Annotated in this window: 24 protein-coding genes and 1 pseudogene; 17 read left to right on the top strand and 8 right to left on the bottom strand. The window is 54.4% G+C overall.

Translation table 11 applies throughout. From position 1 onward, the window contains the following. Positions 1-56 precede the first annotated feature (56 nt). The 11 genes and pseudogenes from HH216_RS05765 to HH216_RS05715 all read left to right on the top strand — a co-directional run bounded on the left by HH216_RS05765 (position 57) and on the right by HH216_RS05715 (position 8,418). Positions 57-1,487, top strand: a complete 1,431-nt coding sequence (locus HH216_RS05765) for an anthranilate synthase component I family protein (protein ID WP_169549926.1) — start codon at positions 57-59, stop codon at positions 1,485-1,487. 44 nt (positions 1,488-1,531) lie between these two features. Next, positions 1,532-2,098 carry an anthranilate synthase component II gene (locus tag HH216_RS05760; RefSeq protein WP_169549925.1) on the top strand — a complete coding sequence of 189 codons (567 nt, stop codon included), beginning with the start codon at positions 1,532-1,534 and terminating at the stop codon, positions 2,096-2,098. A gap of 82 nt (positions 2,099-2,180) precedes the next feature. After that, positions 2,181-3,167 (top strand): anthranilate phosphoribosyltransferase, encoded by a 987-nt coding sequence (trpD, locus tag HH216_RS05755; protein WP_169549924.1) that lies wholly within the window; start codon positions 2,181-2,183, stop codon positions 3,165-3,167. Continuing rightward, positions 3,164-3,976 carry an indole-3-glycerol phosphate synthase TrpC gene (gene trpC / locus HH216_RS05750; protein ID WP_169549923.1) on the top strand — a complete coding sequence of 271 codons (813 nt, stop codon included), beginning with the start codon at positions 3,164-3,166 and terminating at the stop codon, positions 3,974-3,976. Before trpD ends, trpC begins: the two co-directional genes overlap by 4 nt. A gap of 1 nt (position 3,977) precedes the next feature. Then, entirely contained in the window at positions 3,978-4,619 is a 642-nt protein-coding gene (locus HH216_RS05745; RefSeq protein ID WP_169549922.1) for a phosphoribosylanthranilate isomerase, read from the top strand. A 52-nt stretch (positions 4,620-4,671) separates the two neighbouring features. Beyond that, the gene (locus HH216_RS05740) at positions 4,672-4,890 is read left to right on the top strand and encodes a hypothetical protein (protein WP_169549921.1); all 219 of its coding nucleotides are present in this window, start codon (positions 4,672-4,674) and stop codon (positions 4,888-4,890) included. Then, on the top strand, positions 4,887-5,279 hold the full coding sequence (locus HH216_RS05735; RefSeq protein ID WP_169549920.1) for a type II toxin-antitoxin system VapC family toxin: 393 nt from the start codon (positions 4,887-4,889) through the stop codon (positions 5,277-5,279). Before HH216_RS05740 ends, HH216_RS05735 begins: the two co-directional genes overlap by 4 nt. A 5-nt stretch (positions 5,280-5,284) precedes the next feature. Next, entirely contained in the window at positions 5,285-6,484 is a 1,200-nt protein-coding gene (gene trpB, locus HH216_RS05730; RefSeq protein ID WP_169549919.1) for a tryptophan synthase subunit beta, read from the top strand. A 112-nt stretch (positions 6,485-6,596) separates the two neighbouring features. Beyond that, positions 6,597-7,385, top strand: a complete 789-nt coding sequence (trpA, locus tag HH216_RS05725) for a tryptophan synthase subunit alpha (RefSeq protein ID WP_169549918.1) — start codon at positions 6,597-6,599, stop codon at positions 7,383-7,385. 17 nt (positions 7,386-7,402) lie between these two features. Continuing rightward, positions 7,403-8,007: pseudogene (gene hisIE / locus HH216_RS05720) on the top strand (bifunctional phosphoribosyl-AMP cyclohydrolase/phosphoribosyl-ATP diphosphatase HisIE). A 75-nt stretch (positions 8,008-8,082) separates the two neighbouring features. Next, on the top strand, positions 8,083-8,418 hold the full coding sequence (locus tag HH216_RS05715; RefSeq protein WP_169549917.1) for a phage holin family protein: 336 nt from the start codon (positions 8,083-8,085) through the stop codon (positions 8,416-8,418). Positions 8,419-8,490: 72 nt separating this feature from the next. Here HH216_RS05715 and HH216_RS05710 read toward each other — a convergent pair whose 3' ends face one another. Both HH216_RS05710 and HH216_RS05705 read right to left on the bottom strand, forming a co-directional pair. Further along, a complete protein-coding gene (locus HH216_RS05710) occupies positions 8,491-8,919 on the bottom strand; it encodes a c-type cytochrome (RefSeq protein WP_169549916.1) in 429 nt (142 codons plus the stop codon). After that, the gene (locus tag HH216_RS05705; RefSeq protein ID WP_169549915.1) at positions 8,898-11,474 is read right to left on the bottom strand and encodes a PVC-type heme-binding CxxCH protein; all 2,577 of its coding nucleotides are present in this window, start codon (positions 11,472-11,474) and stop codon (positions 8,898-8,900) included. Before HH216_RS05705 ends, HH216_RS05710 begins: the two co-directional genes overlap by 22 nt. Positions 11,475-11,678: 204 nt before the next feature. Here HH216_RS05705 and HH216_RS05700 point away from each other — a divergent pair, with 204 nt between their 5' ends. Genes HH216_RS05700 through HH216_RS05685 form a run of 5 tightly spaced genes read left to right on the top strand, consistent with a single transcriptional unit; the run spans position 11,679 to position 15,496 of the window. Next, on the top strand, positions 11,679-12,248 hold the full coding sequence (locus HH216_RS05700) for an RNA polymerase sigma factor (RefSeq protein ID WP_169549914.1): 570 nt from the start codon (positions 11,679-11,681) through the stop codon (positions 12,246-12,248). Then, positions 12,248-13,813: an outer membrane beta-barrel protein gene (locus HH216_RS05695; RefSeq protein WP_169549913.1), complete on the top strand. Its 1,566-nt coding sequence runs from the start codon at positions 12,248-12,250 to the stop codon at positions 13,811-13,813. Before HH216_RS05700 ends, HH216_RS05695 begins: the two co-directional genes overlap by 1 nt. An 11-nt stretch (positions 13,814-13,824) precedes the next feature. Beyond that, a complete protein-coding gene (locus HH216_RS25740) occupies positions 13,825-14,040 on the top strand; it encodes a hypothetical protein (RefSeq protein ID WP_254448701.1) in 216 nt (71 codons plus the stop codon). Between the two features lie 20 nt (positions 14,041-14,060). Further along, positions 14,061-15,053, top strand: a complete 993-nt coding sequence (locus HH216_RS05690) for a serpin family protein (RefSeq protein WP_254448700.1) — start codon at positions 14,061-14,063, stop codon at positions 15,051-15,053. Beyond that, on the top strand, positions 15,053-15,496 hold the full coding sequence (locus HH216_RS05685; protein ID WP_169549912.1) for a hypothetical protein: 444 nt from the start codon (positions 15,053-15,055) through the stop codon (positions 15,494-15,496). Before HH216_RS05690 ends, HH216_RS05685 begins: the two co-directional genes overlap by 1 nt. A 624-nt stretch (positions 15,497-16,120) precedes the next feature. Here the strand turns inward: HH216_RS05685 and typA are convergent. Together typA and HH216_RS05675 are read right to left on the bottom strand one after the other, a co-directional pair. Further along, positions 16,121-17,935 carry a translational GTPase TypA gene (gene typA, locus HH216_RS05680; protein WP_169549911.1) on the bottom strand — a complete coding sequence of 605 codons (1,815 nt, stop codon included), beginning with the start codon at positions 17,933-17,935 and terminating at the stop codon, positions 16,121-16,123. Between the two features lie 206 nt (positions 17,936-18,141). After that, a complete protein-coding gene (locus tag HH216_RS05675) occupies positions 18,142-18,348 on the bottom strand; it encodes a hypothetical protein (protein ID WP_169549910.1) in 207 nt (68 codons plus the stop codon). Positions 18,349-18,419: 71 nt separating this feature from the next. Between HH216_RS05675 and HH216_RS05670 the strand changes: the two genes are divergently transcribed. Continuing rightward, positions 18,420-18,833: a gamma-glutamylcyclotransferase family protein gene (locus HH216_RS05670; protein ID WP_169549909.1), complete on the top strand. Its 414-nt coding sequence runs from the start codon at positions 18,420-18,422 to the stop codon at positions 18,831-18,833. 37 nt (positions 18,834-18,870) lie between these two features. Here the strand turns inward: HH216_RS05670 and HH216_RS05665 are convergent, their stop codons facing one another. The 4 genes from HH216_RS05665 to HH216_RS05650 form a co-directional block, all read right to left on the bottom strand. After that, a complete protein-coding gene (locus tag HH216_RS05665) occupies positions 18,871-19,212 on the bottom strand; it encodes a hypothetical protein (RefSeq protein ID WP_217371897.1) in 342 nt (113 codons plus the stop codon). Between the two features lie 134 nt (positions 19,213-19,346). After that, positions 19,347-20,201: a dienelactone hydrolase family protein gene (locus HH216_RS05660; RefSeq protein ID WP_169549908.1), complete on the bottom strand. Its 855-nt coding sequence runs from the start codon at positions 20,199-20,201 to the stop codon at positions 19,347-19,349. Positions 20,202-20,274: 73 nt separating this feature from the next. Further along, positions 20,275-21,555 carry a metallophosphoesterase gene (locus HH216_RS05655; protein WP_169549907.1) on the bottom strand — a complete coding sequence of 427 codons (1,281 nt, stop codon included), beginning with the start codon at positions 21,553-21,555 and terminating at the stop codon, positions 20,275-20,277. A 104-nt stretch (positions 21,556-21,659) separates the two neighbouring features. After that, positions 21,660-23,087, bottom strand: coding sequence for a glycoside hydrolase family 140 protein (locus tag HH216_RS05650; RefSeq protein WP_254448699.1), 1,428 nt, complete (start codon positions 23,085-23,087; stop codon positions 21,660-21,662). Positions 23,088-23,145 lie beyond the last annotated feature (58 nt).

The following is a 23,145-nucleotide window of genomic DNA, read 5'->3' as shown; positions in this document are numbered from 1 at the left end:
CGTCATCCCGGTGAGCCTTATTTTTTGTCCATCACACGCTACTTACACACAAAACCATGCCCGATTCAAACCCCACCTTCCGCGTCGTCAGCCGTCACAAACGAATGCTGGCCGACATCATCACACCGGTCAGCATCTACCTCCGCATCCGCGACCGGTTTCTGAACAGTATCCTGCTCGAAAGCTCCGACTACCACGGCAACGACAACAGTTTCTCGTATATCGCTTTCGACCCCGTCGCCAAATTCTCGTATCAGGGCACGCAGCTAACCGAACAGCTACCGGGGCAGGAACCAACGGTGCGTGAGATCGACCGGCCCGGTATGCCAACCGCGCTACAGCAGTTCAAAGACCGGTTTCAGCACGAGAAAGCCCCGTTTTCGTTCATCACCAACGGGCTGTTTGGCTACTTCGGCTATCCGTCGGTGCAGAGTTTCGAGGATATTCAGCTGAATGCCCCTGTGCCGACCGAAAATGAGATGCCAGCGGCTCTATTTATGGTGTACCGCTACGTACTGGCAATCAACCATTTCAAAGACGAGCTACACCTGTTTGAACACAGCTATTTACAGGACGGCGAAGCACAACCCGACAGCACCCTCGACGATATCAGCGACCTGATTACGGGCCGTAACTACCCGACGTATTCGTTCAGCCCCGACGGCCACGAAGAATCAAACTTTACGGATGATGAGTTCCGGGCGGTGATTCAAAAAGGAAAAGACCACTGTCAGCGGGGCGACGTGTTTCAGATTGTGTTATCGCGCCGGTTTTCTACCCCGTTCGTGGGCGACGAATTCAACGTCTACCGGGCACTGCGGTCGCTGAACCCCTCGCCGTACCTGTTCTACTTCGACTACGGCAATTTCAAACTGTTCGGCTCGTCGCCCGAATCGCAGATTGTGGTGAAAGACCGGCAGGCCACGATTTACCCCATCGCGGGCACGTTCCGACGTACGGGCGACGACGCGAAAGACGCCGAACTCGCCCAGAAACTCTACGACGACCCCAAGGAATCAGCGGAGCACGTGATGCTGGTCGATCTGGCGCGCAACGACCTGAGCCGCAACTGCGACGTGGTCAAAGTCGAGACGTTCAAGGAGATTCAATACTATTCCCACGTCATTCACCTCGTTTCGAAAGTCGTCGGCACGCTCACGCCCGAGGCTGATCCGCTGCAAATCGTCGCCGAGACGTTTCCGGCAGGTACGCTCTCCGGGGCACCCAAGCATATGGCGATGCGGCTGATCGACCGGTACGAAAGCCTGAGCCGCAGCTTCTATTCGGGCAGTATCGGCTACATGGGTTTCGACGGCGAATTCAACCACGCGATTATGATTCGCACGTTTATGAGCAAAAACAACACGCTCTATTATCAGGCCGGGGCCGGGGTGGTGGCCAAGTCGGTCGTGGAGAGCGAATTACAGGAAGTACACAATAAACTGGCGGCCCTCCGCACCGCCATCGAACAAGCCCAGCAGCTATAGCACGACTGGTTTGTGCCAAACCGCAGATCACAAATTACGAACTAATGAAACTTCTCGTTCTCGATAACTACGACTCGTTCACCTACAATCTGGTGTATATCCTGCGCGAACTCGGTGCGCGTCCCGACGTGATCCGCAACGACAAAATCGCGCTGGAGGACGTCGCTCAGTACGACAAAATCCTGCTGTCGCCCGGCCCCGGCATCCCGTCGGAAGCGGGGATTATGCAGGCGCTAGTGGGCGAATACGGCCCGCAGAAAAGCATCCTGGGTATTTGTCTGGGGCATCAGGGCATCGGTGAGGTCTACGGTGCCCGACTCGAAAACCTCGGCGATGTGTTGCACGGCGTCGCCCACCGCGCTACCGTCACCGAGGAGTCTGACCCGCTCTTCACTGGCATCCCCAGCGAACTATCCGTTGGTCGCTACCACTCGTGGACGGTCGTACCGGAATCCATGCCTGACGAACTGCGCGTTACGGCCGTTGATGAGCAGGGCCGCGTGATGGGTCTGGCCCACGTCCGGCACGACGTCCGGGGCCTCCAATTCCACCCCGAATCCGTCCTGACACAGAACGGCGTTAAAATGATCGAAAACTGGCTTAAAAAATAAAGAGCGAAAGAGTGAAAGAGCGAAAGAGTGACCATCCGGCACCATCGCTCTTTCGCTCTTTCGCTCTTTCACTCTTTGAAAAATGAAATCAATTCTCAATCACCTGTTTGAATACAAATCGCTGACGAAAGAGCAGGCGGGGCAGGTGCTGCTGGGCATCGGGCGGGGGGCGTACAACTCCGCGCAGATCGCATCGTTCCTGACAGTGTACATGATGCGTAGTCTGCGGGTCGAAGAACTCGAAGGCTTCCGCGATGCCATGCTCGAACTGTGCCTCCCCGTCGACCTGAGTGCTTACGACCCAATGGACCTGTGCGGAACCGGGGGCGATGGTAAAGACACGTTCAACATCTCAACGTTGGCGTCGTTTGTCGTGGCGGGGGCGGGGCAGCGCGTTGCCAAGCACGGCAATCACGGCGTTTCGTCGCTGGTGGGTTCGTCGACGATGATGGAATACCTAGGCTACCGGTTTACCAACGACGTCGGCGAGTTGCAGCGCAAGATGGAAACGGCGGGCATCTGTTTTCTGCACGCGCCCCTGTTTCACCCAGCGATGAAGAACGTCGCGCCGATTCGGAAGGAACTAGGCGTAAAAACGTTTTTCAACGTACTCGGTCCGATGATTAACCCGGCCCGGCCCCGCAAACAGCTTGTCGGGGTATTCAGCCTTGAATTGGCACGTTTATATGCGTACCTTTATCAGCAATCCGACAAGCAGTTCGCGATTTTGCATGCGCTGGATGGGTACGACGAAATATCGCTGACGGGGCCGTTCAAGATCATCAGCAACGGTTCTGAACAGATTATGACGCCGGAGCAACTGGGCTTGCAGACACAGTCGGCCGACAAGCTGGCTGGGGGCGAAACGCTGGACGCATCGGCGAAGATTTTCCTCGGTGTGCTCAACGACGAAGCCACACCGGCGCAGAAACAGGCGGTCGTCGCTAATGCAGCCGTTGGGTTGCTGACCGCCGGGAAAGCCGATTCGCTGACCGACGCTGTGGCAATGGCCCGCGAGTCGCTGGAGAGCAAACGGGCACTGGCCTGTTTTAAGCAGTTGATAGCATGACGATTTTAGACGAGATAATTGCTCAGAAGCGCGTAGAAGTGGCCGCCCGGATGGCCGAAACACCGGCGGCTGCGCTGGAAGAAATGCCCGACTTCAAACGGGTCTGCCTGTCGGCCCGCGACGCTGTGCAGGGGTTGTATTCCACCGGAATCATTGCCGAGTTTAAGCGTCGGTCGCCCTCGAAAGGCGTCATCAACGACCGAGCCGACGTTACGTTGACAACGCAGGGCTACGTAACGGCCGGTGCATCGGTACTTTCTGTACTAACTGATGAGCCCTTCTTCGGCGGCACTCCCGACGATCTGAAAGCGGCCCGGCTGGCCAATCCCGAAATGCCCATTCTTCGCAAAGACTTCGTAATCGACGGCTATCAGTTGCTGGAGGCCAAAGCGTGGGGAGCCGATCTGGTTCTGCTAATTGCCTCCTGTCTGTCGCCGGAGCAGGTGCGCGACCTGAGTCAACAGGCGCAGGAATTGGGTATGCAGGTACTGCTCGAAGTACACGACGAAATCGAACTGGAGCAGAGCCTGACCACGTCGATTGATTTAGTCGGTGTCAATAACCGCAACCTTAAAACCTTTGTTACCTCGCTGGACACCTCGCTGCGGCTGGTTAACCTGATCCCCGATACCTACGCCAAAATCGCCGAGAGTGGGCTGCACAATCCCGCCGATCTGCTGATGCTGCGCGACGCGGGTTTCGACGGCTTTCTGATCGGTGAAGCATTCATGAAAACGACTGATCCGGCGGCTGCGCTGGACAATTTTGTCAAGACATATTCCAGTGCCTATCCATCTAAATCGTACTGACATGAAGCTCAAAGTGTGCGGCATGCGTGACGCCGACAACCTGAAAGAAATCGCGGCACTGAATCCCGACTTTATCGGGTTTATCTTCTACGATCAGTCACCCCGTTTTGTGGGTGACGAACTCGACGAAACGATGGTCCGGTCGCTGCCAAAGTCGATTCGCAAGGTGGGCGTCTTTGTCAACGCGTCGCCCGATTACATCCTGCGGATGGTGAAGAAATACGATTTTCAGTACGTGCAGTTGCACGGCACCGAAACGCCGGAGTTCTGCCGGAGTATGCGAAACCGGGGGGTAAACATTATCAAAGCGTTCCGCATCGACGATTCGTTTAACTTCTCGATGCTCAACAACTTCAAAGCGCAGTGCGACTTCTTCCTATTCGACGCTAAAGGCGATCAACCCGGCGGCAATGGCGTTACCTTCGACTGGAACATTCTGAGCCGCTATGATAACGAGAAGCCATTTTTCATCAGTGGCGGTATCGGGCTGGACAACGTCGATCAGGTGAATCTGCTCAAAGGGTTCAAACTGTACGGCGTCGATGTTAACAGTCAGGTCGAAACCGCACCGGGCGTGAAAGACGTGGCGAAGGTGAAGGAAATCCTGTCGTACCTGCGCCCAATCGAGCAAGAAGCCGTTTAGGAGTTAGCGGAAACGACTAAGCCGCCATCGGTGTTAAAGTTTGATTACCACTATGGACACAACGAAGCAAACCAAGGACATAATACCGGCTATGAAACGGGGGCAAATCAACTCATATCGCCCTGAAGACATCCGCCGGTGGGGCGTAGAGCGATTTTTGCAAACTACTACCGTTAACGAGCCTTTCTTCGGGGTATTTCCAGACTTTACGGAAGCGGAAAACGAGGTGATGGACGCCTTGCTGGCGGAAGGTGATAAAGGTGGTGTATGATTTACGACACAAACCTGATTATCAATCATATAAGACAGCGAACGTTACCACCTGCCCAAACGGTGTTGTCGATAGTCACGATAGGCGAAATTGAAGCATTCGCATTAAAATCTGATTGGGGACTTCAACGTTGGGAGTTCGTTCAAAACTTATTCAGCCGATACCCAAGTGTCGATATAACGCAGGGTCTGATCGGCTACTACGCCCAGATTGACGCATTTAGTCAGAACAAATTAAGAAGTTATCCGCTTGGTACGTCGGCCCGGAACATGGGAAAGAATGACCTCTGGATTGCGGCTACGGCGCTCTATCTGGATATGGAACTTCACACCACCGACAACGATTTCGATCATTTACCCGCACTGGGTCTACGTCTGATAAAGCATTGACAATCATGCAGGACACTATTGACACACAAGCGTCATTTGACGTAAGCAATACGGGTTTTTACGGCCGGTTTGGTGGCGCATTCATCCCAGAAATGCTGTACCCAAACGTCGAAGAACTCCGGCAGAACTACCTGTCGATCATCGGCGATTCATCGTTTCAGGCTGAATTCTGGCAATTGCTGGAAGATTACGTCGGTCGACCGACGCCCCTGTTTCTGGCTAAGCGACTGTCGGCGCAGAAGGGCGCGACGATCTATCTGAAGCGTGAAGACCTGTGCCACACGGGTGCACACAAGATCAACAACACCATCGGGCAAATTCTGGTAGCGCAGCGGCTGGGTAAGAAGCGGATTGTAGCCGAAACGGGTGCTGGTCAGCACGGCGTTGCGACAGCGACGGTCTGCGCGCTGATGGGGCTGGAATGCATCGTGTACATGGGATCCATCGACATGGAGCGGCAGAAACCCAACGTCGACCGGATGCGGATGCTGGGCGCGACGGTAGTACCGGCAAAGTCGGGTAGCCAAACGCTCAAAGACGCGACCAACGAAGCAATGCGGCACTGGATCAACAATCCGGTCGACACGCACTACATTATCGGTTCGGTAGTCGGGCCGCACCCGTATCCTGACATGGTAGCCCGGTTTCAGTCGGTTATTTCGCAGGAAATCCGGCAACAGTTGTTGACCAAAACCGGCCGCGAAAACCCCGATTACGTGGTAGCCTGCGTGGGAGGGGGCAGCAATGCAGCTGGCGCGTTCTACCATTTCCTACACGAACCATCGGTGCGGCTTGTTGCGGCCGAAGCGGCTGGAATGGGGGTTACGTCAGGCCATTCGGCAGCCACCACCGCGCTGGGTAAGCCGGGCGTGCTGCACGGTAGCCGGACGATTTTGATGCAGACAGAAGACGGGCAGGTAACGGAACCGTATTCGATTTCGGCGGGTCTGGACTATCCCGGCATCGGCCCGCTGCACGCACACCTATTCGACTCCGGCCGGGGCGATTTCTACGCCATTACAGACGAAGAAGCACTGGCGGCTGGCTTTAACCTCAGCAAGCAGGAGGGCATTATTCCCGCGCTGGAAACGTCGCACGCACTGGCCTCGCTTGACAAAATGAGCCTGAACGCAGACGATGTCGTCGTCATTTGCCTATCAGGCCGGGGCGATAAAGATTTGAGCACTTATTCAAAGCATTTGTAGACTGTAGCCTGGACGTCCACGTCCGGGTGGCCGTCAGGCCAACTGCTCTAAGTGGCAGCTTTATTGGTCGCTGTCGCGCCCTCCAGACGTGGACGTCTGGGCTACATACATCATGGATACACTCACTACCAACCGTATTTCGGCCCTGTTTGAACAGCGCAGCGAGCGGCTTCTGAACGTTTATTTTACCGCCGGTTTTCCCCATCTCGACGATACCCGTACCGTACTACGCGGTTTGCAGGAAGCCGGTGTCGATCTGGTCGAGATTGGTATGCCCTACTCCGACCCGGTTGCCGACGGCGAAACGATTCAGCAAAGCAACGGCGTCGCGCTGGACAACGGCATGTCGATCAAAACGCTGTTTGCCCAGCTAGCGGGCTGCCGCGAAGACATTACCGTGCCGATTCTGCTGATGGGGTACATCAACCCGGTGCTGCAATACGGCGTGGAAAATTTCTGCCGGATGTGCCGTCAGGTGGGCGTCGATGGCGTAATTCTGCCCGATCTGCCGCTGGATCTGTTTCTGGCTGAGTACGCGCCCACGTTCCGCGAATACGGCATCCTGAACGTACACCTTATCACCCCGCAGACCACCGACGAACGTATCCGGTTTATCGATCAGGAGTCCGACGGGTTTATCTACATGGTATCGTCGGCCAGTATTACAGGGTCATCGAAGGGCATAAGCGATGGAATGCGGGCGTACTTCGAACGCATTGACGCAATGAACTTGCGTAACCCGCGACTGATAGGCTTCGGCATCAGCGATCAGGAAACGTTCGATACGGCTTCGCAATACGCCAACGGGGCCATCGTCGGTAGTGCGTTTATCCGGCATTTGCAGGACCACGGCACGTCGGCGGAGAGCATTCGGTCGTTTGTGCAGACGATTCGCCCCTGAGCACCTACCTTTACGGCATGAATTCCGAGATTGCGTTTGATAAATCGCCCGAAGGGCTGGTGCCCGCCGTTGTGCAGGATGCCGAAACCGGCAAAGTGCTGATGCTGGGCTACATGAACCAGGAAGCCTACGACAAAACGCAGGCCGAACGAGTCGTTACGTTCTTTAGCCGCAGCAAACAACGGCTCTGGACAAAGGGCGAAACGTCCAACAATTTCCTGCACGTCGACTCAATCCTTGTCGACTGCGATAACGATACGCTGCTCATCAAGGCCAGCCCGCCGGCCCGACCTGCCACACAGGGGCTGATACCTGTTTCAACGAAGTAAACAAGGGTAAAGGGCAGTTTCTGAACTACCTGCAAGCTATCATCCACGACCGGCGCATCAACCCAACCGACAAATCGTATACGACTTCGCTGTTCGGTAAGGGAGTTAACAAGATCGCGCAGAAAGTAGGGGAGGAGGCCGTCGAACTAGTGATCGAAGCAAAAGACGACAACGACGACTTGTTCAAGGGCGAAGCCGCCGATCTGCTGTTTCACTTCCTGGTGTTGCTGGAACAGAAAAATATGAGCCTGGACGATATAATTGCCGTGTTGCAGAGCCGACACGCGAAGTAAGCAGCTAAACATTGGTAGCTGGTTTGGTGTTCGTGATGCTAATATCTATTCAGTTCACTCCCAATTTCACTACCAATGGGCTTACTTATTCGCATTGTTATCAGCATGGTGGCGGTTTACGTCGCAGCGGCAATCATCCCCGGCATCACCGTCACAGGCGGGGTCGGCACGTATCTGATTATTGCCATCGTTCTTGGCTTGCTCAACGCTTTCGTTAAGCCAATCCTGACAATCCTGACGATTCCCATCACCGTACTGACGCTGGGGCTGTTCCTCATCGTCATCAATATTCTGATGGTTTATCTGGCGGCTTCGCTGGTTTCCGGCTTTGTAGTGAGCGGCATTCTGGCAGCTCTCCTGTTTAGTCTTGTCGTCTCGGTTGTTACGGCCCTGCTCGACGCGATTATCTAAACGCAAAGGCGTCAAACAAAACCGGCACCTGATACGTGATGTATCAGGTGCCGGTTTTGCGTTGTAGGGCGGTTACAGTTTGAGCAGATACGCCGTTATGTCAGCGATTTGTTGCTGATTGAGCTTCATTGTCTGCGCGCTGGGCATCAGACTATTAGAAAACTTACGGCGGTTCGACACAGTACTGATCGGGAGTGTGTGCTTTTGTCCCGTTACGCCTTTCACCACAAGCGATTGGGCAGTTTCGCTGGTGATAAATCCGTAGTACGACTGCCCGGTTGTGGTCGTCACCAGCCACGGTTCGTAGCCGGAGGTGATTGACGCGTTTGGATAGACGATTGATTCGATCAGCCCATTTTTATCCAGCTGCTGTTGCACATTCGTCAGCTCCGGCCCAACGTCGATCCCTTTCTGATTGTAGATGTGGCATCGGCTGCAACTGGTTTTGAAAATGAGCTGGCCAGCCGAAGCACTGCCCGTCAGCGCGGCAATATCGGCCACCTCGGGCTTTGTCGAGCTGCTCGTCGAGGTAGCCGCTGGTGCATTTGTCGTTCGGTTACTATCGGGGTCGGCAACACCGGTTTGCGAACAGATACGGCTGTCGATTCAGGCACGGCAATGGGTCTTACCGGCGCTGTTACTGGCTTTTCAACAGGTGGTGCCACTTTAACCGAATCAGCGGCAGCTACGGCCGGCGCGGGTTTGGGCTCGAAATAAGGCGCGGCCTGCTGGCGAATGGCGGCATTAGGGTGCTTCAGGAGGGCCGGGCCCGCAACGCGTAGCATCGCATTAGACAGACGATTTTCAGCGATCAAGTCAATCAGCTGCCGGGCACCTTCCGGGGTTTGGGCCAGATCCTGTACGGCTTTACTTCGTTCGGCGTAGGTACCATACTTGCTAGCCAGCAAATCGCGCGGTGACATGGTCGCCGGGTTCAGTTTTTCACTTGCTGGTACTGGCGTTGTAGCAGTCGTGGCCGGACTGACGGAAGCACTCGCCTGTGGCTTTGCTCTGCGAACATCCGTCAGCTCCTTCGCCGATGCCGCCAGTAGTTTGTCGCTTCCCCGCGTCAGGTCGGCCATAACAGTTCGCGCGGTCACCGTTTGCATTGCGGCAATAGCGGCTACTGCCTGTTGCCGGACTTCGGCAGGAAGTTGCTCGGCTTCAGCCCGTTTTCTAAGTAATGATAAAGCTGATGACGGATGCAGTGCCCACATCAGGTTTGCCGTGCGCGTATCCCACTCAACCGGGTCAGCCGCAAACGACGACCGCAGATCAGCGAACAACTCATCTTCTTTACCATCAGCAGCTTCGCTCAGCGCATTCAGATAGTAGCTATCCTGGCCATCGTACCCCTGCACCAGATTTGCCAGCATCCGCCGACAGTCGGCATAAGGCATGTCACGCAGGGCGACGCATACCTCCCGCCGGACGGCCACACTCTGATCGACGGACAGATTACCCAGCAACGGGAGCAACACCTGCTGCGACGGTGTCAGGGCGGGGTTAGCTTTCGAGTTTTCGGGGGTGATGCTGCGTAGCGCGCGCAAGGCAACGATACGGGTCTGCGCTTCGGGTGCCTTCAATAACCGTTCGACCTCAAACTGTCCTTCGGGTCCCAGCTGCGCCAGCAGAAAGATAGCGCGCGACCGGTGATACGCATTCAGCGAGCTGACCATCGGCATCAGCGCGTCAGCCACGTCGTCGCCCTGCTGCTTGAGCGCGTTGAAACCCAGCATCCGGACCTGCGGAGCCGGATTTGTCAGCGCAGCCAACTGTCCAGCCGTGTTGCGAAGATCGATCTGTGGATTTTTGAGCGAACGACCGGTGGGCGCAATCCGATAGATTCGCCCGGTGGAGTTCGCACCGGCTTCGTGCCAGCTTGCCACATACACAGCTCCGTCCGGCCCGATGGCCATAGCAACCGGCTCGAAGGTGGTGTTACGCTCACCGGCAGGCCCTGTACCGCTGACAAAATCAGTCCCGGTCAGGCGGTAACCTGCCCCGCGAATTTCGGGTTTGTACGCCACGATACGATGCTGACGCGGATCGGCGCAAAGCAACGTACCCCGGTATGGTAGCCCCAGCTTTTCGTCCTCATACATCAGCAAGGCCGTCGGCGAACTGTTCTGGACGATGTCACCAACGGGCATCGTACCCGGCAGGGTTGTGGCGCCCGCGCGACTTTTACTGGGGCTAAAGCCCGCTTTGCCACCCTCCAGTACCCAGTCGATATGGGCCATGTGCGTGTTTTCGTCGGTATCGGCCTGCCATAGATTTCCGTATGAATCAGTGGCGATAGCCTGACTGTTATAAAAATTGTCGGCCATCACCTTCAGTCCTGACCCATTGGGCCTGACTCGCAGCGATACTCCGTTAACCCAGCTACGACCATCGCTGCTAAGTTGCTTGTCGGCATTTGTACCAACCTGTAATGCCCAGCCATCACGATCAGTAACGGTGTACGGCACGGCATCCCCAACGCTGACGTAGTAATTTCCCGCCGGTCCGGCCACCAGCCGATGCACTCCGTTTTTCTGGTTTTTACCGCCAAATCCGGTTAGTACCGTTTCAGTGCGCTCCGGCTGATCGTCGCCGTTTTCATCAGCATACAGCAGTAGGTCAGGTGAGTTAGACACGTATACATTTCGGTCCAGCACGCTGACGCCCAGCGGATGCACCAGCCGGGCATCCTGCACGAATAGGGTTTGATTGTCGGCCCGGCCGTCGCCGTTGGTATCGGTCAGGATCGTAACCCGGCCGTCGGTAGTTCCATCGCTGCCGGGTCGGGGGCCAGCCGCTTCCGCCACCCATATTCGCCCCTTTGCATCGACGTCGATACTGGTAGGCCGGTAAAGCATCGGCGACTCGGCCCAGACAGTTGCTTCCAGATCGGCGGGTAAGACAAGCGCCGTCGAGTCCGCAAATTGACAGACGTTCAGCGGCCGATTAGTTGGTACCAGCCCCGGCGACCCGGCTGGCTGTGTCAACGAAAATAGCCCGGTAGCTGTGAGCACGAGGGGCGATAAAGCAATAGTCCGAAAAACGGTACGCATACACTTGAAGAAGGACGGGTGTCAGATTACCCGACGGTACAGTTAACTAAGTTGGTAAATTTCCACTAGAAAGCGCGTCTTTTTCTAGGCTCCGGCTTACTGAAAAGCCGTTGGTCGACAGTCGGCTGTCTTTTTGAGCAAAAAAATTGTTTCCATTACAACCGTTTGTCCGATAAGCGACTCTATCCATATGCCAACGTTTGTATGCAGGATGAATACGAATTAGTCGAAGGGTGCCGTCGGCAGAACCGAACCGTGCAGCGACAGCTCTATGAGCGGTTTGCCGGGAAGCTCTTTGTCGTATGCAAGCGGTATATCCGCAGCCCCGACGAGGCCGAAGATGTGTTGCAGGATGCCTTCGTCAAGATATACCGGCATATCGATTCGTTCCGGTTTGAATGTCCGCTGGAAGCCTGGCTGAAACGCATAGTCATCAACACGGCCCTGAAACATATTCGTAAACAGAAGCCGTGGGAACAAACCAGCGACGTGCAGGAGCTGGCTCCGATACTGCCACAATCCGACGAGAGCCTGCCTGCATTGAACTATCAGTATCTGTTGCAACTGATTCAGGAATTACCACCGGGTTGCCGGACTGTGTTTAACCTGTACGCTATCGAAGGGTACAATCACATAGAGATTGCTGATCTGCTCGATATCGCCGAAGGGACATCAAAATCGCAATACGCCCGTGCCCGGGGCCTGCTAATGCAAAAACTTCGGGCCGACGAAAGAACACTAACGGATATCCCTCCCCGAACGACAACGACATAATGAACGAATTGGAAAACATACCGGACGACTTTTGGCGGAAGGCGTTTGACGGGGCCGATGAACGACCTCCGCAGGGGGTATGGGAGGCTATCGAACGGCAGCTTGACGACGATAGTAAAGCCCGCGTTCTGCCGCTGTGGGGGCCAGCATCGATGCCTGTTCAGCGCGCGCTGCTTTGGGGCACCGGCGTGGCAGCATCCGCTGCGCTGTTGCTGGCAGGCTGGTGGTATACACAGTCAACCGATCTGCCGCGATCAGCTGCGTCAGTAGCAACGCACACACAGACTGGCACCGGCCCGGCAACGGCATCGGTTGATGCGTCACCCCAGTCACGGGTTACCAGTCAGCAGCAACACCCGGCTTCGCTGGCAGGGCTTGACCATTTACCCCCCGTCGGTACGCCTGCCTACCGCAGACAGCCTTCTTTCCCGGAACAAGCTGACGTTGCCATGATGACATCGGCACAGTCGGCCATTTCAGCGGCTCTTGCCCGGCACTACGCCAATGCTTCTATCGAGACAGCGCCGTCCGATCAACCGGCAGCGGGGTTAGAGTCGGCTCAGCAGCCTCCGCAGGTGTTCAGGCAGTCGATTAGTTTGTCGATCGTAGCCGTTACGACAACACCGGAGCAACAGGTACCGGCTCAATCAGATCCCGTTCCGGCGGAAGAGTCGGCCACGATCACGCTTGCCGCTCAACCAGCCAAAAACCAGTCTGCACTGGCTAAAGCAACACCGGCTGAGGCAACAGCGGACGTCGCAACAAAACCAATCCGGCGCGAAAAGTGGGCGTCGCTCAGTGTTATGCCGGGCGCATTCAATCCGGCTGTGGCGCTGGCTTCTGCGCCCGTTGCTATCGCCAGTAACAGCGTTCAGGCGGCCAATGGGCATCCAAACACAGCTAACCCCAGCGTCGACAGTCGCAGCAGCCGATCCGTTGCCTACCAGCTAAGTGCCGGGGTTCAACTAACCGATCGCTGGTCGGTGGAAACCGGCGTAGGGTACCTGTCGGCGCAGTCGACGGTCGAAAGCCCCGCACAGGTCAATCTGGCAAGCGTATCGATGCTCACCACCAATGATGCACCTGCTTCCAACAACCTGTTTATCGACGCCATTCGTAGCCGCACAGCCGGTCCGGCAAACGCGTATGTATCGGCGGATCGGAGCGGAGTCCAGCCGTATACCACCGGTCGCTACAGCTCGTCGGAACGGCAGTCTGTTTCGAACGATTACCAGTTTGTGCAGGTACCGGTACAGGTCGGTTATCAGCTGCGCCCCCGCAAGCGGCTCGGACTGGCCCTGATCGGAGGCTTTCTGACCAACATTTTTGTCAGGAATACCGTCGCCAGCCAGGTCGTCGTGACGGCCAACGACGACATTTACCGGTCGTTATCGTGGGCCGCTTCGCTCGGTGCCCGCTTCCGGTATCGCCCATCTCAGCACTGGTCAGCCTCATTGGCGGGCCTGTATCAGCCGACGATCGGGACCAGTACCGTATCGGATTCACCCATTCGGTCGCATCCGACCAGTGCCGGTATGAGTTTCGGAGTTGATTACCACTTTTAAACTAACCCGCTATGAAAACCTTAGCTATCGCCCTGATCACGGCTATGCTTTCAGCCGCCGGATGTAACAAAGGGTCAGTATCGCCAACCACACCAACCGATTCAACGGCCAGTTCGCTACGCGTATCGGCCCCGTTCGCCGATCAGACCACCCAGTTCGCCTTTGACGTGGCAGGCCGGGTAAACCAGCAGGGGGAGCCGGTAAAAACATGTTTTTGTCGCCCCTGAGTCTTCACATCGTATTAGGTATGCTGCTCAACGGTGCCGACGGTCAGACGGCGCAAGCCATGCAGAAGACGCTTAAACTGGATACACAAACGCTGGCGGAAGCCAATCAGACGTACCAGAATTTGCTACAGAACCTGCCCAAAGCTGACCCGAAGGTGACGCTTACGCTGGCCAATTCGATTTGGTACCGCAACACTTTTTCAGTGACACAGTCGTTTCAGGACCTGCTCAAACAAACGTTTGGTGCCACGGTTTCGGCCGAGAACTTCAACGATGCGGCCACAGCTGGCAAGATCAACGCCTGGGCCAGCGAGAAAACGAATGGCCGTATTCCCAAGGTTATCGACCAGATTCAGCCGGACAATATACTATTTGCGTTGAATGCGCTGTATTTCAAAGGCAACTGGCAAACGCAGTTCAACGCCGGGCAAACCTACGACGCTCCCTTTACGCTTGCGTCGGGCCAGGAAACGACCGTACGGATGATGCGGCAGAAGAGCCCGATGCGCCGTGCGTTTCGCGAAGGTTACGCAGCCTTCGAGTTACCCTACGGCAATGATCAGTTTGCCATGACCGTGCTGCTGCCGAACGGGACCCGCTCGGCCGATTCGTTACTACAAGCCTACACAGCAACAGAATGGACTACGCTGCAACAGAGCATGATAAAAGCCAGTGTGGATATTGGCCTGCCGAAGTTTACCATGAGCTACGAAACCCGGCTTAATTCCGTGTTGAGCGCTATGGGTATGGCAGACGCCTTCACAAATCAGGCGAACTTCAGCAAGATGAACCCATCTGAACGGTTAACGCTGAGCTTCGTAAAGCAAAATACCTTTGTTGCCGTTGATGAGCAGGGCACCGAAGCAGCTGCTGTCACTACGGGTGGTGTATCCACAACATCAGTTCAATTGCCAACTTTGTGCGACAAACCATTCGTGTTTATCATTCACGAACGGACAACCAAAACGATTTTGTTTGTAGGCAAGATCGCTAACCCGACACAATTGAATTGATGAAGTCGCTTCTTTTCGCCCTTAGCTGCGTGTTACTTGTCAGCCAATGCAAGCCATCAGCTCCCAAGCTTGATCCCAAAATTGCCCGGCTGGTTGGTACGTGGGTATTGGAAAAGCCTGATTCGGCAGCGGGCAGTACCGTTACGTTTGCGCTGGACATGGCCAACCCGCCCCACGATATAACTTCCTTTGATTTACAGGGGCAGAGCGTACAGACGAGTTATGTGGGCCGTATGTATGCCACCATCGACGGAACCATGCAGTTTCAGCAAATTTCACAAACGGCGAAGTCCGGTTCCGACCAAACAGACCCGTCTGTTAGCCAGTCGTATCTGGTTAAACTTGGGAGCGTGGCCCGTTATGAACAATTAACCGATAGCACACTTCGCCTTTATTTTGGGCGTCCTAGAAGCGGAGTATTATCCTACAAAATACGTAGATAATACATACTTCATTTCAAGAAATTTCTTTGTTTATCTTTTGTGTAAGACCAATATTACCCGGCCGTAGTTAAGACAGCCGGGTAATTTTTTATTCGTTTACTCATAATCTTTATTTTTTTATTCTGAGTTATCGACACGGAAATCAATTAAACATATACTACTGACTATCAAATACTTATCATATTTTTTTAGCTTTACAATTAGTTATAGCTTTGGCTTTTACACAAGACCATTCACTAAATAGATTTAACAATTATCAAACCCTTGCTGTTATTGCATTGATTTTGTAACGTCAGTTTATCGAGTACGATTTTATGGTTAGCTGACGACCACTTTTACAATAGTATGAGAAATTTATTTACACTTTTCGCAGGCTTTTTACTTTTCACCTGCGTGTACTTTCTTGTCAAGCGTCAGAATACGTATCTGTCGGGGCAACCCACACTCGACTCAAAATCAGTAATGCAGGCATCACCGGTTAATGTATTGGCGACTAACGTAAAATCACAGCTTGCCGTTGGCGTAGTTGCTAATCAGTAACCCGATTATATTTTTTCACACAAAAAGGCCGGTTGGAGTTAATCTCCAACCGGCCTTTTTATATTCTCAGAGAATCTGAATTGGTTATGCCATCACAAATTTGCTGGCGTTCCGCTTCCGTTCGTTCTCGTCCAGATAGATTTTCCGGATACGCATCGATTTCGGCGTCACTTCGAGGTACTCATCCTTCTGAATGTACTCCATCGACTCTTCCAGTGAGAACGATACCTTCGGTGCAATTTTCACGTTGCTGTCCGAACCGGATGCCCGCATGTTGGTCAATTGCTTGGCCGTCATAACGTTTACCACGATATCGTTCTGCCGGTTGTGCTCGCCAATAACCATACCCGTATACAGCTCTTCACCAGGCTCAACGAAGAAGATACCCCGATCCTGAAGCTTGTCGATTGAGTAGGCCGTAGCAACACCACTCGTCATCGAGATCAGCGAACCGTTGATCCGCTCAGGAATAGTACCTCTGTACGGCTGGTACTCCTTGAACCGGTGCGACATCACAGCTTCACCAAAGGTGGCCGTCAGGACGTTCGAACGCAGCCCGATCAGACCCCGCGATGGAATCTCGAATTCAAGGTGTTGCAGGTCGCCTTTCGGCTCCATAATCAGCAGTTCACCCTTCCGCTGTGTAGCCAGTTCGATTACTTTACCGGCTGTTTCCTCTGGTACGTCGACAACGAGTGTTTCAACCGGCTCCAGCCGCTGACCGTTCTCGTCTTCTTTGTACAATACCTGTGGCTGGCCAACCTGCAATTCGTAGCCTTCGCGACGCATCGTCTCGATCAGTACGGAAAGGTGCAGGATACCCCGGCCATAAACCAGGAAGCGGTCTTCACTGTCGGTAGTTTCAACGCGCAGCGCCAGGTTCTTCTCGATTTCCTTGTAAAGCCGGTCACGCAAGTGTCGCGACGTTACGAACTTACCTTCCTTACCAAAGAATGGCGAGTTGTTGATCGTGAACAGCATGTTCATCGTCGGCTCGTCGACGGCGATACGAGTCAGTGCTTCGGGCTTTTCGGCGTCGGTCAGCGTATCGCCAATCTCGAACTCTTCCAGACCCGTTACGGCGCAGATGTCGCCACACTGAACTTCGGCTACTTTGTTTTTACCCAGTCCTTCAAATGTCTGAAGTTCTTTGATCTTCACTTTCTTGATCGAGCCGTCCGCCTTTACCAGTGCCATGTTAGCACCTTCTTTAAGCGTTCCCCGGTGTACACGACCGATGGCGATACGACCTACGAACGCCGAATAATCGAGCGACGTGATCTGCATCTGCGGCAGACCTTCGTTGACCGGCGCGGCCGGGATCGTGCTGACAATCGTGTCGAGCAGGTAGGTGATGTTGTCGGTTGGGGTCTTCCAGTCGGGGCCCATCCAGCCCTGTTTCGACGAACCGTAGACAGTCGGGAAATCAAGCTGATCTTCCGTTGCCCCAAGGTTGAACATCAGGTCGAACACTTCTTCGTGTACTTCCTCCGGCCGGCAGTTTTCCTTGTCGACTTTGTTGACAATCACGATTGGCTTAAGACCCAGCGCGAGTGCTTTTCCCAGTACAAAACGCGTTTGCGGCATGGCGCCCTCAAATGCATCTACCAGCAGGCAAACGCCGTCGGCCATTTTAAGCACGCGCTCTACCTCACCGCCGAAGTCACTGTGGCCCGGTGTATCGATGATGTTGATTTTAACGTCCTTGTATCGAACCGATACGTTCTTAGAAACGATGGTGATACCCCGCTCACGTTCCAGATCATTGTTGTCAAGGATCAGATCACCGAACTCCTGATTCTCCCGAAACAGCTTCGATGCATGGATAATCTTATCGACCAGTGTTGTTTTGCCGTGGTCGACGTGGGCAATAATGGCTATGTTGCGAATCGATTGCATACAGTATGTGAACTGTGTATTTTACGGAATGAAAGTCGGCAATGACCGTTCCAGCGATCAATTCCGACGGATAATGTCTGCGATGAATTTGAAAACGCAAAGGTACGAAACTTTACGCTGAAACACAGAATTTTACAACACTTATATACAAAAATGGGCCCTTCTAAGGCCCGTCTCTGTTATAAATACAATTTGTTAACAATCCGTTAATGATTTGGACAACCGCAAGGATTTTTCTTCTTAAACAGACCGGTGTTAAACAGCCCACCACGACGTGGTTTGTACCCCTTACGCTTGCGCCCGATGGAAGAAGCCGAGACGGTAGACTCCTTCGTCGTGACCTTGGCCTCAACGGGAACAGCGGTCGCCAGCATGGTGGAGGCAAGCAGAAGTATCAGGCTGGTGCGTTTCATAACTAGCTGTGTTTTTAGACTATAACGTGTATTTCCGACGATTCGTCACTGGCTAACCGTATTTCTTCCCGATGGGATCACGACCAACTCATTTATTTGTATATGGCACTCTTCGGGTCACATTTACCAATCCAGCCGCTGTACAGCTACGACAGGTTTGTCAATACGTGGGGGAGGGGCTGATGCCGGGCAGGCTATACGATCTTGGCGATTACCCCGGGGCTATCCATCTGCCCACAGCCCATGCGCTGGTCCACGGCTCCGTGTATGCGTTGCTAACGGCACCAGATGCGTTGTTGGCAACGCTCGATAGCTACGAAGGCGTTAACACACCGCCCGACCCCGCCGACGAGTACAGACGTGAATCAGTGCTGATTTCGCTGCCTAATCAGCGCATTGATTGCTGGGTCTATCTGTACAATCAGGCCATAACAGACCAGCACTGCATCGAAGCCGGTGACTATGTGCAGTATCTGGAAGCATAAAAAAAATACCGGCTCATGCGAACCGGTATTTTCTCTTTCAGGGCAACCAAACTTTATCTTGGACCACGCGACCGACCACCACCGTTGAAGCCGCCACCGCCACCGAAACCACCTCCCGAACGACCGTTGGGAACGTAATTACGGGGGCATTGTATCGGGGGGCCGGTGTTACATACGTGCGTCGCTGTACGATTACCGGTGGGCGGTAGTAGCCGTAGGGCCTGTTGTAGTATCCGTAGCCATAGTTGTTGTAATACGGTCGACCGTAGTAGCCGTAAGCGGGCCGGGTATTTACACCAACATAGGACGGACCGCAGCTTGCCAGCAGAACAACCATCATTGTGGCCATCAGCAGGGGCATTATTTTTAGCGATTTCATAAGCGAGTCTGTTATAGGTCAACCTTTGTCAGTATGACAATCGTCCCGGCAAAAGGTTTAACGCCACTATAAAAACGAATCCCGTAGCGCTATGGTGCCACGGGATTCGTTAAAACTCGTTAAGACAGACTAGCTTACGCCTTCAGTTTCGACTTCAGGTAAGTCAGCGACCGCTTGTATGCGTCTTCCGTAGCAGCCTTGTCGAAGTTAGGGTTACTGGGGTTAGCAAACGCGTGATCAGCATCGTACATCTTCACCATCAGCTTCTCGTCGGCCTTCTTCATGTTCTCTTCGAACTCCTTCACCGACTCCTGCTTGATGAAGCCATCTTTCGTACCGAAGAACGCCAGTACGTCGGTGTCGAGCATTTTCAGCTTGCTGACGTCCTGGATCGGGAAGCCGTAATACATCACGCAACCAACGGCCTGCTTACCACTCAGAATCGCCGATTGCAGCGACAGCATACCACCGAAGCACCAGCCTACGCTGGCAACTTTCGCTTTCGGACCAGCGTACATCAGGGCACCTTTCGTAATGGCCTGCAACCGGTTCTGATCGGCACCCTGCATGTATTTAGCCGCATCTTCCTGCTTGGTAGCTACTTTGCCGTCATACATATCCAGCGCCAGCACGTTCACGTCGCTCAGGTCGTTGTAGTACGTTTCAGCCTGCATTTTGATGTAATCGTTCAGACCCCACCACTCCTGATATACGAGTAGCCACTTATCAGATGGTTTTTTGGCTTTCAGCAGAAATCCGTCGGCCATCTTACCATCGGGCGTTTTGAACTTAACCATTTCGCCCGCCTTGCTCTCGTAATGAAACGGTAGCGGCTCAGCGTGTGCTTTGGCGAAGTTAGGATCGGCTGCGAGCAGCGACATACCATTGGCCGGGCCGTGGCAAAGGGGAATCTTGGTGTCTTCCTGCTTCTTTTCGGGTGCAAAAAAAGACAGAACCAGCGCGGTTAGCGTAAAGAAAGTAATCTTCATGGGTATTGTTGGTTATTTACGTTTACGTGTAGATACACGTGACATAAACGCAACCGCTTCACATTTGGTTTTCTCATGCTTTGACCAACTCGAAAATTGTAATCTCCGGCAGGATGCCAACCCGGCCCGGATAACCAATATAACCATATCCCCGATTGACATAAAGCCGCTGATCGCCATCCTGGTACAGCCCGGCCCACTGCTTGTAGAAATACTGCGCCGGACTCCAGCGTACGTCGCCCAGTTCGACGCCAAATTGGGCTCCATGCGTGTGACCACTAAACGTTACGTCGATATCGGAAAAGCGGGGGCGAACCTCGGCGTCCCAGTGCGTAGGGTCGTGGGAAAGCAACAGTTTGACCGGGTAATCCTGCGTTCCCTGATACGCTTTAGCCAGATTACCCATGCGTAGCGCAGCAGGTCCAAAGCCCAGATTCTGCACACCAATCAGCGCAATTTTATCGCCGTTCTGCTCCAGAATCTTGTTTTCGTCGAGCATGATGTTCCAGCCCATCTGCTTGTGCGCGGCAATGACATTGAGTACGTTTTGCCGCTCAGCCTGTACGCTCGGCCACTGCACATACCGGCCGTAGTCGTGGTTGCCTAGCGTCGAATACACACCCATCGGTGCTTTCACCTTGTCGAATACGTCGATGTACGAGTTTACCTCGTCGGCCGTACTGTTCACGAGATCACCAGTGAAAAAAACCATATCCGGTTTCTGGCCCATCAGCATCTCGACACCGCCTTTTACCGCTGTTTTGTTGAAGAAACTGCCTGAGTGAATGTCGGAGATCTGCGCGATGGTCATACCGTTGAAGCCGGACGGCAGGTTTTTCAGCGGCAGCTTGATGCGCCGGATGCGGTAGTCGTGCGCCCCCGACAGAATACCCCACGAGAAGCCAACCAGCGGTATCGATCCGGCAATCAGGGCCGTTTTCATCAGAAACTCAGAGCGCGGAATAGTGTCCGTTGCTGGTATGGTCGCGTTGTTCGAGTCGACAACGGCTTCGCGCACTTCGGGTTTGTAGAACAACGATACGATCCAGCGGAAAAACCGACCGATGTCGTCGATCAGCATGAAGATCACGACGAAGACTTTGGAGAAGTAGGGGATGGCGATACCGGCCCAGATAAACGTCCGCGCCTGTCGGCTAAGCGAATCGGCGGGAATCAGCTGCATTCCTACGTAAGCCACGAGCGACAGGATCGTAAAGCCCCAGTAAATAAACGCGATGGTACGTTGAGTACTGTCGCTGGCCGAGCGACTCAGATACCGAATGGCCTGATAAACGTAGGTGTCAATGAGGAGGAAGATTGCCGGGGCAATAAACACCAGGGCGGCACGATTCATAAGGTAAACCAGAGAAAGGCCTGCGACAGTGCAAACCTGCCTACCCTAACGCAGTCGCTTGTCGTTTGGTTACAGCCCGCACCTTGTTGATCCACATACATTTATCAGAACGCAGGATAGTTACGATCGCTGTCATCCAGCGTGAGCACCCAGTCCTGCCCGTAGCCCGATGTCGGTGGTACGAATCTGTGCTGCCCCTGATTTGATACGCTGTCGCTTTTCGTCCACTCGCCCGTCCTTGGATTAAACCAGCCAACTGTCAGATTCTTGCCCGAAATACGCCCCAACTGCATCGTAAACGGCCGACCGGCGGTAGTGTAGATAAAGGCGTAATCATTGCCCCGGCTGGCCTGAACGCGGGACGCCGGCTCGTCGCTCTGCTCGATTAGCATTGTCTGGTCAGGTTTGCGGTCGAGCATGGAGCGGGCGGTGAACAGTCGGCGTACGTGCTTCATCTGGCGGGCACCGGGCAAATCAAGGGCTTCGCTCCACGTGAAATGTGGACTATTGACCGGCTCGCGGCCAGGCGCGGCCATCTGCCAGACGGCGTGACAGCCGTAGGTGTGGCCGAACGCACCTGCGAGCAGAGCGAGGTAAGCTGACCGACGAACGTCGTGCGCGTTCGATGTGCCCAGATCCTTCACGTTGAAGCATACCGGGTGGTCTTCGTAGATCGGCTCCGCATCCATCGTCGGCTTGGTTGGCTGTTTGGCGTAGCTGACCGCAATATTGTCGTACACGGCGGCATCGCGGCAATGCCCGGTCTGGTGCATGGAAAAGTCGAACCAGCTGTCGTTCTGAAACCACTTCCCAGAACCGCCAGCGGACGCGGGCAGCGGCTGGGCATGGTAACTCATCAGGGCTTTATCGGCACCGCCAACGCCCTGCTCGATACCGGCCGCCATCGCCCGCCAGACGGCCAGATCGTTGCTGCCGTCGCGGGGTTGTCGGTCGCCCCCCAGAATCCAGATGATGTTATGCCGATTACGGTACCGGTTGCCGATCCATTGCCCGTACGTCTGGGCGTTGGTCGGGTTGAAAATTTCCGGACCGGTACCCCAGCTATTTTTGAACAGCTTATCGCCCCAGGTTGGCAGCAGTCCGATCACCAGACCCAGCTCAGCCGCCCGGTCGATGACAAAGTCTACGTGCCGGAAGTACGCGTCGTTCGGCATGGTCGGATCATTGTTTATCAGGGGTTTATCGCCGTTCGCATTGGGCGTATTCAGTCCGTCGAGTTCCGCCAGCGCTACGGTCTGAATAACGGTGAAGCCCTGCTCGGCCCGTTTTTGCAGATACCGCTCCGTCTCCGCCCGATTCAGCCGGTGAAGTAACTCCCAAGCCGTATCACCCAGATAAAAAAACGGTTGCTCAGTGGCCTGCACAATGTTTCGATGATCATCCGACACGCGCAACGGACCCGAAAAATCAACCGGTTGCGCCAGTTTTGGCTGCGCCAGACTGATCGTAGACAATAGAAGTAGGGAGACAAACAGGCGGAACGAGAGCGGCATAAGCAGATCGATAGTCATCCGCAGAAAGAGACTGCCCCGGTGTTCTTACTTTCGCCGGTATGTATCGACAGAGTAG

Origin of the sequence: Spirosoma rhododendri, from assembly GCF_012849055.1 — a bacterium.
In the GTDB taxonomy this organism is placed as follows: Bacteria; Bacteroidota; Bacteroidia; order Cytophagales; family Spirosomataceae; genus Spirosoma; species Spirosoma rhododendri.
Note: the sequence above shows the minus strand (reverse complement) of the source record. Positions and strands in the feature narration are given on the sequence as shown.